Origin of the sequence: Pseudoalteromonas sp. Z9A5 (assembly GCF_011378875.1) — a bacterium.
Taxonomy (GTDB): domain Bacteria; phylum Pseudomonadota; class Gammaproteobacteria; order Enterobacterales; family Alteromonadaceae; genus Pseudoalteromonas.
In genome coordinates this window covers 167,483-181,508 of sequence record NZ_WTLC01000001.1, presented here as the reverse complement: position 1 = coordinate 181,508, position 14,026 = coordinate 167,483, and the positions used below count along the sequence as shown (strand labels likewise).

General features: G+C 38.1%; 9 protein-coding genes. 3 read left to right on the top strand and 6 right to left on the bottom strand.

What is annotated here, in order from left to right; genetic code table 11:
- Nucleotides 1-85 precede the first annotated feature (85 nt).
- From GQR56_RS00815 to GQR56_RS00805, 3 genes are all read right to left on the bottom strand, one after another.
- On the bottom strand, nt 86-985 hold the full coding sequence (locus GQR56_RS00815; protein ID WP_024611778.1) for a diguanylate cyclase: 900 nt from the start codon (nt 983-985) through the stop codon (nt 86-88).
- Nucleotides 969-4,766: an ATP-binding protein gene (locus GQR56_RS00810; RefSeq protein ID WP_166108845.1), complete on the bottom strand. Its 3,798-nt coding sequence runs from the start codon at nt 4,764-4,766 to the stop codon at nt 969-971. Before GQR56_RS00810 ends, GQR56_RS00815 begins: the two co-directional genes overlap by 17 nt.
- A gap of 66 nt (nt 4,767-4,832) precedes the next feature.
- Nucleotides 4,833-6,230 (bottom strand): PhoH family protein, encoded by a 1,398-nt coding sequence (locus tag GQR56_RS00805; protein ID WP_166108844.1) that lies wholly within the window; start codon nt 6,228-6,230, stop codon nt 4,833-4,835.
- Between the two features lie 304 nt (nt 6,231-6,534).
- Between GQR56_RS00805 and rapA the strand changes: the two genes are divergently transcribed.
- From rapA to GQR56_RS00790, 3 genes are all read left to right on the top strand, one after another.
- Nucleotides 6,535-9,429, top strand: coding sequence for an RNA polymerase-associated protein RapA (gene rapA, locus GQR56_RS00800; protein WP_166108843.1), 2,895 nt, complete (start codon nt 6,535-6,537; stop codon nt 9,427-9,429).
- A gap of 305 nt (nt 9,430-9,734) precedes the next feature.
- Entirely contained in the window at nt 9,735-10,388 is a 654-nt protein-coding gene (rluA, locus tag GQR56_RS00795) for a bifunctional tRNA pseudouridine(32) synthase/23S rRNA pseudouridine(746) synthase RluA (protein WP_166108842.1), read from the top strand.
- A 91-nt stretch (nt 10,389-10,479) separates the two neighbouring features.
- The gene (locus GQR56_RS00790) at nt 10,480-11,454 is read left to right on the top strand and encodes a DUF3530 family protein (RefSeq protein WP_166108841.1); all 975 of its coding nucleotides are present in this window, start codon (nt 10,480-10,482) and stop codon (nt 11,452-11,454) included.
- Here GQR56_RS00790 and djlA read toward each other — a convergent pair.
- The 3 genes from djlA to GQR56_RS00775 are packed head-to-tail and all read right to left on the bottom strand — an operon-like array spanning nt 11,437 to nt 13,993.
- Entirely contained in the window at nt 11,437-12,294 is an 858-nt protein-coding gene (gene djlA, locus GQR56_RS00785; RefSeq protein ID WP_166108840.1) for a co-chaperone DjlA, read from the bottom strand. The genes GQR56_RS00790 and djlA overlap by 18 nt on opposite strands.
- A gap of 23 nt (nt 12,295-12,317) precedes the next feature.
- Entirely contained in the window at nt 12,318-12,983 is a 666-nt protein-coding gene (murU, locus tag GQR56_RS00780) for an N-acetylmuramate alpha-1-phosphate uridylyltransferase MurU (RefSeq protein ID WP_166108839.1), read from the bottom strand.
- Nucleotides 12,980-13,993 carry a phosphotransferase gene (locus tag GQR56_RS00775; protein ID WP_166108838.1) on the bottom strand — a complete coding sequence of 338 codons (1,014 nt, stop codon included), beginning with the start codon at nt 13,991-13,993 and terminating at the stop codon, nt 12,980-12,982. The genes murU and GQR56_RS00775 overlap by 4 nt, the downstream gene beginning before the upstream one ends.
- Nucleotides 13,994-14,026 lie beyond the last annotated feature (33 nt).

Sequence of the window (14,026 nt, the reverse complement as noted above, 5' to 3'; positions counted from 1 at the left end):
AGTCAAAAAGTAATAAACGAAAAACGCCAATAAAAATATTGGCGTTTTACTTATTAGAGCTGTAAATAACTAAGAAAAAACATAATTAGCGAGCGACTATTCTATCGCGTCCCGCATCTTTGGCTGCATATAAACCTAAATCAGCTTCTTCTAAAAGCGCTTCTTCAGCAAATATTTTGCCACTTTCAGTTGTTGCAACACCAATACTGACCGTTATATGGTTGGCATTTAATGATGCTTTATGTTCTATATTTAAACTATTAACTGCATTGCGTAGTTTATTTGCAAATGCTATTGCTTCACTTTTGCCTACACCTGGCAGAACAGCAGCAAATTCTTCGCCGCCATAGCGTGCTATAAAATCACTACCACGTTCACATTCACCAACAAGTGCTTGAGCTACTTGTTTTAAACAATCGTCACCAGCACGGTGTCCGTAGCAATCGTTGTAACGTTTAAAATGGTCTATATCCATAAGTAAAACAGAAAGAGGTAAACCGCTGCGGATACTTCTGCGCCATTCACGAGATAAATTTTCGTCTAGGTAACGCCTATTTGGTATCTCGGTTAAACCATCTATTGAAGCAAGCATTTCTAGTAAATCATTCTTTTGCTTTATTAATAACTGATTACGAACTCGTACACGTACTATTGAGGCGCTAAATGGTTTAGTTATGTAATCCATAGCACCAAGCTCTAAACCTTTCGATTCATCTTCATGGCTATGATTAGCAGATATAAAAATGATGGGTATAGATTGGGTTATTGGGTTTTCTTTAAGTTGTACAAGCACTTCGTATCCATCAATGCCTGGCATAACAACATCGAGTATAATTAAATCAACTTGTGTCGTTTTTACAAAAGTGAGTGCTTTTTCGCCACTTTCCACCAAAAACACTTCATGCTCAGTATTAAGTGTTTTATCGAGTACCAATCGGTTGAGAGGATCATCATCAACAATTAATACCTTAGCTTTTTTTGACATCCTTTGCCCCCAAACCTTTTATAAAAACAATCACTTGTTCTAACTGCATAATAAGCTCTTTCATTGTAATTTCAATAGGCTCATTAGTCGTTTTAAGGTGTTTTTCACACTGCTGTGCACAATACGACAACCTTTTAAAACCTAAATTACCTGCTACTCCTTTAATACTATGCACTAAGCGTACCAAATCATCCTTACTAGTACTTTCATCTATCTGAATTAATTGAATTTGACATAAGTTAGCAAATTTATCAATCATAGTATTAAGTAATGCTTCATCTAAATTAAACTGCGTTAAAGCAAATGATTTTTCAAAAAAGCTAGGTTTAACAAGTCCTAAGTCAGCAATAGCACCTGTAAGTACTTTAGCAACCACTGGCTTTGTTAAATGCTTGTTCATACCACAACGTAAAGAACGTTCAATATCTGCAGGCTCACAATGAGCTGTTAATGCAAAAATAGGGAGCTGCTTTGCGTCAAACTGTTGACGAATCAATGCTGTTGCTTGACAGCCATCGATATGCGGCATTTGTACATCCATTAAAATTAGATCGGGCTTTAAAACCTGCAATAACTCCATACCATCTGATGCACTCGAAGCTGTAACAACATTAATTTCAGCTTGGTGTAACACACTGCTAATAATCTCTAGATTTAATTGATTATCATCAATTGCTAATACTAGTAGACCCGATATATCCTTTTTAAGTTCCGGTATGCTTAATATTTGCGTACCTATTACTGATTTGAACTCTGAGCCGGAGCTTAAATTTAGCAACCGCTGACCAAGCGCTGATGCTTTAACATGCCGTGCCGCTAAATGCTCGCTATTAGGTAAACTTAATGTGTGTTGATGATTAATAATAATAACCGGTGTTGCTTTTGACGATAATGAATCATTTATCGCCTCTACATTAAGTAGTACAGGTAAGTCGGCTACATCTATAATTAATTGCTCAGCATGTGAAAGCTTTATTGGATATTTTAAAACTTCGTCAAGGTCAATGCTAGCTAGTTCAGAAAATGCACCGGCAACGCGTTTTAGCTCTTTGCTACGCTCAGAGACAATAGCTAATGTATTATTTTGTATTACATTATTTTTTGTTCTATCTACTTGAAGTGCAATACTAAAGAAAAACTCACACCCTTGCCCTTTATCACTTTTTAGAGTGATTTCGCCGCCCATTAGCGACACCGCATGTTTAACTATCGCTAAACCTAAACCCACTCCATGATGTATTCGTGTTGACGATTCATCACCTTGTGTAAATGCATCAAATAAACGTCTTTGATCGGCTTTATCTATTCCGCTTCCTGTATCAATAACTTTAAAGCAAATATACTGTAAATCTACGCTATCACTTTGCAATAAGTCCATTTTAAGGGTTATCGAACCTGTTTTAGTAAATTTAACCGCATTTGTTAATAGGTTACCCAACACCTGTTGTAGCCTAATACTATCGCATATAAGGTCGGGGGAAATTAACGGGTCTATATCAATAATAAACTCTATACCTTTATTTTCGCATAAAGGTCCCGTTAAACTATCGCAAATATCAATTAATTCAATCACACTAAACGATGCTTGCTTTAGTTCAGCTTGTGAACTTTCTACTCGTGCAAAATCAAGCATTCTATTAAGCATGAGTAGTAAGCTATGCGCAGCATGTTTAGCTTGATCAGTTTGTTGTAACTGCTTTTGAGTAAGCCCTTGCTCAATTAACATATCAAGTAAGCCTAAAACGGCATTAAGTGGAGTGCGAATTTCGTGACTTAAATTAGCTATAAAACGGCTTTTAGCAAGTGTAGCTCGCTCTGCATCGTGTTTAGCTTTCGTAAGTGCGCTAACATCTTGAATATGAATAACGTAATAAGCAGGATCGCGGCTTTCATCCCACACAAGCGATACACTCAATTGCAACCAGCTAGTTAAGTTTCCTCGTGCCAGTGTTAAGTGATATACCCTTTTTTTATCGTCAAGTAGTTGCGCTAATGTGGTTTTAATTTGCTCCCACTGCAATTCATTAAATAAAGCTTTAAGCGGCTCACCTACTAGCACTTGTTGCTCAGAAAATTGCTTTCTAGCCGCTTTATTAACTTGTAAAATAGTATGCTCTAGTGAAAGCAATACCACACAGTTTGCAGCAAATTCAATCGCACTTCTAAATTTAGATTCAGATGCTTTTAAGGCAAGTAAAGCCTGCTGTTGCTCGGTAATATCGCGACCAATCCCCATTGTTCCCAACAAATGCTGGTGCTCATTATAAAATGGTGCAATTGTTAATTGATACGACTTGGTATCAGTTTCTATTCGTTGCTCAACGCTATTTCTATTTTGTAAAACTTGTTTTTCTAGCGCAATTATTTGCTGATCGTTGTCACCTAAGTCATCTACATGTTTACCAACTAATGCTGTTTGATCTTTACCTATATAAGCTTCAAACGCTTTATTACATCCTAAAAACGAACCATCTATATTTTTAAAATAAATAAGATCAGGCACGCTGTTTAACATTGTATTAAGTAGGGCTAAGTGGCGCTCTTTAGCTTCATAGCTACGACTTAGTTTTTCTGATTGTAACTGTACTTTTTCATCAAGCTCTTTATTTGCATTTTGCAGCGATTCCACCAGCTCTTTATTTTTAGAAAACACACGCTTTACTTTAGAAAACCAAGGCTGCCAGTTAAGTGGAACTTTATAGTTTAATTGACCGTTTTGCTGCTCGTCACTTTGTGCTAAGTAATACATTAAATGTGTAACTGGTTTAACAATAATACGCTGGCTCAACCAAAAGAACACACAAAACATAAGACTCAAAAATAGGGTTAAAAATACAAATTCTAATAATATTTCATATCGAATAGGATTTACTAATTGCGGTTTAGGTTCGTAAAACGCGGCATGGATAGGTAAAGCACCCACTGCTTGCATAAAGTAATTATTATCACCGGTTAATACAGTCGATTTTTTATGGAATTCATCTAGCTTTGGCCAGTAAGGCTCTAGCTCTATAACTTGATCAATTGAATTTTTTGAACTGGCAATAATTTGATGAGACTGGTTCATAAAAACATATTCACCGCCATTAACAGGAGATATTTTTTTTAACCAAGCGGAAATAGCCTGCACATCATAAATTAAAATAATATAGTCGTGAGAACCAATTTCTCGCTGACGTCCAATTGCAAAGTACGCTTTATCATTTATTTTAATAATAGGACTTGAAGATAATTTATTTGGGGCAAATTCAGGTTTAAACTTACCGTTTAAAACCTCAGTTAATAACAAACTATGGCTCTTATTACGCCTAGCCACATAAGCAAAACCATCATCGTCAACATAAGCAACCGCAGACAAAGACTGCATTAACGCAAGTGTTGTATTAAACGACGGTCCTAAAGCTATAACCTGCTGCCACTGCAAAAGCGCACGAGCAGAATATGCAAAACTTCCTTTGCCAATAATCTCAGTGCCTTGATGATTAAAATCGCGATAGTAATAACCATCGTACTGATTAATATTTTCAAGCAAACTATTATTAAACGGCTGAAATGGCGGTTGCTGATATAAGGTAAACATAGCGGTTAGTAAGTCACTTGCAGCCTGCATGCCATGAGTTACCTGTGCAGACACACTATCAAAATCAGCTTCGCGCTTCTCAACAGCTCGCTCAAGTTTAATTGTATATAAATGCAGACACAGTAAAAAAGCAACAATTAGAGGTACTAAAAGCGCAACAAATAAAGATCGATAATAATGTTTGAGAGGTAGAAAATTCAACGTAGTGTCCGCGTTATGGCTCGAAAATCAATCGTTAGACTATCGAGCCAATTTGTTAAGCGCAAGTTATAAATTTTCTTCCGCAAATGACGCTAAGCGGCTACGCACCACACCATTGAGGTTTATTGTTGCACTGCCTTCAAAGTTTTTAAAGCGCTCAACTATATACGTTAAACCCGATGTAACCGGTGTTAGGTAGTTACTGTCTATTTGCGCCAAGTTACCCGTACAAATTAATTTAGTGCCTTCGCCGCAGCGAGTAATAATCGTTTTGAGTTGAGATGACGTTAAATTTTGACTTTCATCCAAAATTACTACCGCGTTTTGAATACTGCGACCTCGCATAAAGTTAACCGACTTAAACTGAACATTAGCTTTTTCCATTATGTAGTTTCGGCTCGATATTGGGTTTTCGTCGCCTTTATGTAATACCTCTAATGTATCGGTAATGGCTGCAAGCCACGGCGCCATTTTCTCTTCTTCCGTACCAGGTAAAAAACCAATAGATTCTGCAATCTCGGGGGTATTACGAGTTACTATTACTTTATCGTAAATACCTTTTTCGATGACCATTTCAAGAGCACTAGCAAGCGCTAATAAGGTTTTACCGCATCCTGCTGGACCAGTTAAAATAACAAGCTCAATACTTGTATCAAGTAAAGCGTCAAGCGCCATACCCTGATAAATATTTTTTGGTTTAACGCCCCACGCACTGTGATTCATTAAACGCTCAACACCAATATCTTTGAGCGTTATGTGCTCATCATCATAGGATTTAACACGCGCAGCAAAATGCTCACAGCCATCGAGTAAGTACTCGTTACAAAATACATCGGGTATTAAATCTTTAGGTACATGATGAAACGTATCACGCCCATGTTGCTCAGTATTGCACTGTCCTACATGGTCCCAAAAATCGCCTTCTATTTTTTTGTAGCCGCTGGTAAGTAAGGTTATATCGTCAATAAGTTGGTCGGTGCGGTAATCCTCAACATATTTAAGCCCTGCGCCTTTGGCTTTTAAGCGCATGTTTATGTCTTTTGTAACAAGTATTACTTTTGAATCACTGTGCTGTTTTTGTAAATACACCGCGCAATTAATAATACGGTGGTCGTTTTCGTTACCTGGCAAACCAGAAATAGAGTCAGCAAATAAATGATCATTTACAATAATAAGCGTACCCGCAGAGCTCGCTTTTGCTTTTTTATTACTTGGCAGCGCCACACCTTGTAGCATTTGCTCGGGCGTTGCATTTTTAAGTACTTCATCTAATCCACGAATAGCAACGCGCGCATCGCGGCTCACATCATGTTTTCTATCTTTTATGTGGTCGAGTTCTTCAAGCACTGTCATCGGAATTACAACGTCATGTTCTTGAAAAGACAAATAAGCGAGGGGTTCGTGAAGTAGTACGTTGGTATCTAGCACATACATTTTACTTTCAAGGTTCGAAGCTTTTTCCATAGCACTTTCCTTACGTTTTATGATTTTTATGCTATACCCAAATAACTAAGTAAAACGGGCAAAACCAAAACCTGCAATACTTAATTGCCAAGGCACATTGTAAGTTTAGTCTATTTGTCATAAAAGTCCGTTTTATTACAAACTACAATTAGTTTTGATTTATTAAAAAAGAATCATGTATTAGCCTTTTTAATAGTAATAATTAACACTTACATAATTAATTAAAAGTGAGCCAAATAGCGCCTTGCAGTGGTGTTAGCTTACAGGTAACATAGCCGCCTTTTTCATCATAGACGAGACATACATGAATTTTTCCTTAGGTCAGCGTTGGATCAGTGATACAGAGTCAGATTTAGGATTAGGCACCGTTGTTGCCATTGAAGGCCGTCAGGTCAGCATATTATTTCCTGCCAGTGGTGAGAGCCGTGTTTATTCTTCGGCAGAAGCACCGGTTACCCGTGTGGCATTTAATCCTGGCGATGTGATCAAAAGCGTTGAAGAATGGGAATTAGAAGTAGAGTCTATTGAAGTACAAGGTGAGTTATTGTGTTATCACGGCACCCGTGTTGATAACGGCGAAACTGCCAAGCTTAAAGAAACCTTTTTAGATCATTTTATTAAGTTTAATAAACCACAAGATCGTTTATTTGCTGGTCAAGTAGATCGCTTTGATCGCTATACACTTCGCTACCAAACGTGGTTACATAAATTTGAACGTGAACAATCGCCTATTAAAGGCTTAATTGGTCAACGTGCTAATCTTATTCCGCACCAGCTTTATATTGCCCAAGAAGTGGGTAAACGTTTTGCACCACGTGTACTTTTATCAGATGAAGTAGGCCTTGGTAAAACAATTGAAGCTGGCATGATTTTACACCAACAAATTATTAGTGGTCGTGCAAGTCGCGTATTAATAGTTGTACCAGAAAACCTACAACACCAATGGTTAGTAGAAATGCTACGCCGCTTTAACTTACACTTTTCTATTTTTGATGAAGAACGTTGCGACGAAGCGTTTGCCGACTCACCAAACGTGTTTGATACAGAGCAATTGGTACTTACAAGCCTTGAGTTTTTAACCAAGAAAAAACGCTGGTTTGAACAAGCAACGCTTGCTGATTGGGATTTACTAGTAATCGATGAAGCCCATCACCTAAGTATAAATAACGGTAAGCCAAGCTCAGAGTACCAACGTATGGCAGAGCTTAGCCAAGATATTCCAGGCCTTATTTTACTTACAGCAACGCCTGATCAACTTGGTCACAGCAGCCACTTTGCACGTTTGCAATTACTCGATCCTGATCGTTTTTACGACTACGACGTGTTTAAAGAAGAAGAAGCAAATTATAAAGACGTAGCTGAAGCTGCAAATCAATTACTGCAAGAGCAAGGGCTAGACGACACAGCCAAAGCCACACTAATTGAGCTATTAAAAGAAACCGATATTACTGATATTCTTGAAAAAGCACAGCAAGGTGATTTACCAGCACGTAAAGAAATACTTAACATGCTACTCGATCGCCACGGCACAGGTCGTATATTATTCAGAAATAGCCGCAGCGGCATTGATGGCTACCCAAGTCGTAAATTACACGCTTACCCAATGGCACTGCCAAAACAATATAAAACCGCTATGTCGGTACTAGGCAACATGGGTGGCATTCAAAATGCTGAACTAAGCGCGCATCGTGCACTTTTCCCTGAAAAAATATTTCAAGAGTTTGAAGGTGAAAGCGCAAGCTGGGGTTTATTTGACCCACGTGTAGATTGGTTAATCGAAACACTTAAAACGCTTAAGCGCGAAAAAGTACTACTTATATGTGCTAAAGCTGAAACAGCTATCAGTCTTGAGCAAATACTGCGTGAACGCGAAGCAATTAAAGCGTCGGTATTCCACGAAGGTATGTCTATTATTGAGCGTGACCGCGCTGCTGCATTTTTTGCAGACGAGTACGATAATGCACAAATATTACTGTGTTCAGAAATTGGCTCAGAAGGTCGTAACTTCCAGTTTTCACATCACTTAGTATTGTTTGATTTACCATTGAACCCAGATTTACTAGAGCAGCGTATTGGTCGATTAGACCGTATAGGTCAAACACAAGATGTGAACATTCATGTGCCATATTTTGAAAACACCGCTCAAGAAGTACTGCTACGTTGGTACAACGAAGGTCTAGACGCATTCGAATCTACCTCGTCAACGGGTCAAATGCTTTATAAAGAGTTTCGTGATGACCTACTTGAATATATTTCTGCGCATAACTGCGATGAAGACGAACTAGATCCATTACTTGAGCAAGTAGCACAGCAAAATGCCGTACTACGTAAAAAAATGGAAAGCGGACGAGATCGTTTACTAGAGCTACATTCATCGGGTCAAGGTGCTGCAGATTCGCTTGTAGCTGAAATCGAAAAACTCGACAATCAGTTTGAATTACCAAGCTACATGATCAACGTGTTCGACACATTTGGTGTAAGCCAAGAAGATAAAGGTGAAAATACCATTATCTTAAAACCAACTGAACATATGTTAAACCCATCATTCCCATCGCTTAAAGAAGACGGTATGACGGTTACCTTTGATCGCGACACGGCACTTTCGCAAGAAGACGTGCACTTTGTTAGTTGGGATCACCCAATGGTGCAAGGCACCATGGATATGATTTGTGACGACGACTTTGGTAGCGCATCAGTAGCATTACTTAAAAACAAAAAATTACCGCCAGGTACCTTTTTTGTTGAGCTAATTTTTGTTGCCGAAGCAATGGCACCAAAAGTATTGCAAGTTGGTCGCTTTTTACCACCTACACCAATTCGTATATTGCTTGATAAAGCAGGCAATAACCTTGGCGAAAACGTAGCGTTTGAAGGTTTTAATCAGCAGTTATCTGCTGTTGGTCGCCAGACAGCAAGTAAACTTGCTGGCGCATTGCAAAGTGCTGTACACCCTATGATTGCTACCGCTAAAGATATGGCACAAGAAAAGCTTGAAGTTATTCGCGCAGCGTCGCTTGCTAAAATGCAAACGTCACTAAATGAAGAGCAAGAGCGACTTGTTGCCCTTAAGCAAATTAACCCAAATATTCGCCAAGAAGAAATTACCTTCTACGATAAGCAACGCAACGACATAACTACGTATATTGAAAAAACGCAGTTACAACTTGATGCAATTCGATTAATCGTTGTTTCGCACTAAGCTTTGAGCTTTCGATGTAAAGCCGTAAATCATTAGTAAAAAATCACTAATGAATCTAACTTAAAAAAAGCGCGGTATTTATACCGCGCTTTTTTATAGAATAAAATACATAAAACGAGATATACAGTCTCACCTATATAAAATTAAAACACCTAACTTATAGGCGTAAATTCACTTCGCGCCCAATTACGCTAACTCAAAAACTTCGAACTTCGATATTAATTACACACCAACTTAAACCTTTACCTTGAGCCTTAGCATTTCCTGCACTAAAATAGCACTCTTAAAAATCATTAAGGTCGGCCGTGTTAGTTAACTACAATCCCCCAATGAATCCGTATTTAACGATACTTTATCAGGATGACGATTTGCTCATTGTTAATAAGCCAAGTGAGCTATTAACAGTTCCAGGTAAAGACCCTAAACATGCCGATTGTTTAATAAGCCGTGTTAATCGCGTTTTTCCAACAGCAAAAATAGTACACCGCTTAGATATGGCAACATCAGGTATACTTTGCCTTGCTATGAATAAAGCAGCGCACAGGCATTTAAGTATGCAGTTTCAAGAACGTGAAACCGCTAAACGCTATATTGCACGCATATATGGAAAGCTTGAGGTCGATACGGGCTCAGTAGATTTACCACTTACTTGCGATTGGCCTAATCGCCCTAAGCAAATGGTTGATCACGAAAACGGTAAACCATCACTTACACACTTTAAAATCCTTGAGCGTGAAGCAAACGCAACCCGCGTTGAGCTAACACCTATAACAGGACGCTCACATCAGTTACGTGTGCATATGCTAAGTTTAGGGCATCCTATTTTAGGTGATAGACTCTATGCTCATAAAGATGCACTAGCTGCAGCACCTCGTTTACAGCTTCATGCACAAATGCTACAACTGAAGCACCCAGTAACTGAGCAAGTACTTACTTTTGAAGCTGAGACTGAGTTTTAGTCGCCTTATTAATATTGACTATTAAGCTATAGTGCTAAACTTTTACCGTGCAAAGCCGATACCTAATTAGTTCACATTATTTGGGGTTGTTATGGTATTTGCACCGTTATTTAAAAATACGCTTTTTAATCTATTACTAAGCTATACATTATTTTTAAGCACACAAGTAACTGCTGCAGAGCATATTGCCCCACCAACCCCATCAAGTATTGAAAATAGCGATATTGAACGTTTACTACCAAATGACGAAATAAAGCCAATACTTGCAGGCGACACCGAATTTTTAAGTTTATACAGTGAATATATGAGCGCCGACTTTAGAGGTGTTGTATTACTTATACCTGATTGGCAATCTACTCCTACGAACAATACAGGCATGAGTTTTTTACGAAAAGAGCTTAATAATTTAGGCTATACAACGTATGCGATGACAGTACCCGACATAGATTGGCAAGCCGGTAAAACACCAGAATTAACACCGGAGCTAACACCAGCCAAAGCAGCAACGGATGCGCAAACTGAAGTAGCAACACCGACAGTACCTAAAGAAGAAACTACCGTAGAATCACAGACTACAGAAATAAAAAAAGAGGTAGAGCCTCATCACGTTAACGCAATCGAAAAAGTAACCGATGAAATACTCGATAACTATAAAATAAATTTAATCGCTCGTTTTAATGCGTTGTATCAAACTGCGATGGAAGAGCCAAATAATATAGTTGTTATTGCACAAGGGACCAGTGCTGGTGTATTGATAGAATATTATGCCGACTTTCCTGAAGAACGAGTTGATGCATTTATAAGCTTAAGTAGTTATTTGCCTAACACCAAGCGCAATGAAGAACTGAGCCAAACAACGTCACTTGTTACACCTGCCCTACTTGATGTTTATTATGCTAACGACAACACTGACATTTTAATGAACCTTAAAAACCGTCAGCGTTGGGTTAACCGCAATGCAAAGTTTGATTACCGCCAACGGCTATTTTTTGGGCTTCGTGATCAACCCGATCAACATGCACGCCTAACAAAAGAAATAGACGGCTTTTTACGCCGACTTTTTTAAATACTCGTAAGCGGCCTGTATATCTTGGCTTTTTTTAACAGCAAGTTCCATCATGTGTTTTGGTAAACCTTGTGATACCAACTTATCTGGGTGATGCTGAGCCATTAACTTACGATAAGCTACTTTTATCTCTCGCTCAGTCACACCATCATTAAGCCCTAATAGTGCCAATGCTTGTGCACGATTCATATTATTATTTGGCGGTACGTGATGACCAGAGCCTTCACGATAACTACTACTTTTATTCTGTTGTTGCTTAAAGCGTTCTTGCTGCTGTCTAAAATTAAATTCAGCTTGGTAGCGTTTTAATACAAATATAAAATGTGCTTTAGAAATACCTAATTGTTTGCTGACTTCATCCAATAGCTTTTTTTCTTGCTCAGCTAATACACCATCAGAAAATGCCATTTGAATCTGAATTTCTAAAAATAATTGCAATAAATCATGACGCTTTGCAAATCGCTCTTTAAAGTCGTATACCGTTTCTTTTAATGAAAAATCACTTTCTTTACCGGACTGAAAAGCATGCTGCGCTTCACGGCGTTCTTCGCCTTTTAAACCCATTTCGTCCATAAATAAGTTAGCAGCTTTTATATGTATTTCGCTAACTCGTCCGTTGGACTTAGCAATATGACCCATTACGGCAAAGCAACTCGAAAAAAACAAAGCTTGGCGCTCGTTTACATCATCACCTTTAAACAAACTAGAAAAACCGCCTGCTTTATCAAAATTATTTTTTAAGCTTTTATCAAATAAATGACCAAGGTATAACCCTAAAATTGCACCAAATATTTTGCCAAACATAAAACCAAAGCAAAAACCGAGTATTTTTCCCCACATCTAAGCAACTACCTCTATTAAATTTATATGTTTGCTAACGCTAAGCGTTCGTTAAGCGCAGCTAGTCGCTCTGGTGTACCGATATCATCCCACTGCCCTATATAAAGTTCAGTAGAAACTAAATGTTCAGCAAGCTTTTTCCGTAATATTGGTCCAAGTGGACGAATGCCTAGCTCAAAGCCTTGAAAAAAATCAGCTTGATAACGACCAATACCCGAAAATGTATACTTTTGACTATCAGGCGATAAATGACTTAAGGCAAAATCGCCATCTTTGTTATGTGGTGGGTTTTCTATGAGCACTATATGCGCTTCACCACTTTGCAAATGCAACTGCATTAGCGCACTAACATCGTAATCAGTAAATACATCTCCATTTATAACAATAAATGAATCGCCTAGTAATGGTAACGCCTCAATAATACCGCCAGCGGTTTCAAGACCACCTTCAACTTCTTGGCTGTACTGTATATTTACACCAAACTGACTACCATCATTAAAGTAATTTTTAATTTTATCACCCTGCCACGCAAGGTTTATTACAATATTTGTGATGCCAGCAGCTTTTAGATTATTTATGTGGTGCTCAATAAGCGGTTTATCTACCACTTTTAACATAGGTTTGGGCATATTTTGCGTCAGTGGCATCATACGTTGTCCGCGCCCAGCGGCTAAAATCATCGCTTTCATTTACGCTCCTTTGCCAACTGTTTTGTTACTTTTGGGATGATTATATTTTTAGTCCAATCACTTAATGCTTTAAGATCTGGATAATTAGCAGCTACCTCAACAATATAATCAAGGGTTGGTAAAATATTATCTAAGTAACCGGTTTTACCATCACGTAAATATAAACGACAAAATATACCCGCCGCTTTTAAATGACGCTGCAGGCCAGTTAAATCAAACCAATATTTAAATTCATCGAATGAAGTGTTAGCCAGTAAATTTTGAGCCGTAAATTCTTGATAAGCAAAATCAAGCAAGCTTGTTAACTCTTGTTGAGGCAGTTTAAAGTAGCAATCGCGTAGTAGCGATACTAAATCGTAGCAAAGCGGACCGCGCACGGCGTCTTGATAATCTATAATCGCCCATTTGCCATTACTGTGCATTATATTACGGCTATGGTAGTCGCGATGTACTGTAACTATGGGTTGAGCTAGCATAATATTAGTTAACAGTTTACTGCTTGCTTGCCACATTGCTTGATATTGAATATTGGATTCTGTACTGAGATCAATACCTATAAAATCATTAACTAACCACTGGCTAAATATATCAAGCTCGAGCGCTATAAAATCCTTATTATAAGCTTGCATAGCAACAGATGCTGGCGTTTTTGCCCATTGAGCGCTTAAGTCTATTAACGCTTCATAATGCTTTGTTCTATTTACATCATTTAGCATATCGGCTAAATGCGTACTCCCTAAATCGCTTAATATAAAAAAACCTTGTTGCTCATCGCTCGCTATAATATGAGGCAATAAAAAGCCTTGGTCAGTAAATACTTTATTAAGCAAAATATAAGGAGTGTTATTCACTTTTTTTGGATCGGAGTCCATAACAATAAAGTGCTTATTAGCGTAACTTAACCGGTAATAACGTCGAAAACTCGCATCCCCCGTAATGGCGGTTAATGTAGTTGCCTGAGCATCAAAGTGCGTGTTTATAAATTGTTGCAAATTATCAATACGTGTCATTTTATAAGATATCTATTTTTAGCTAAGTTAATT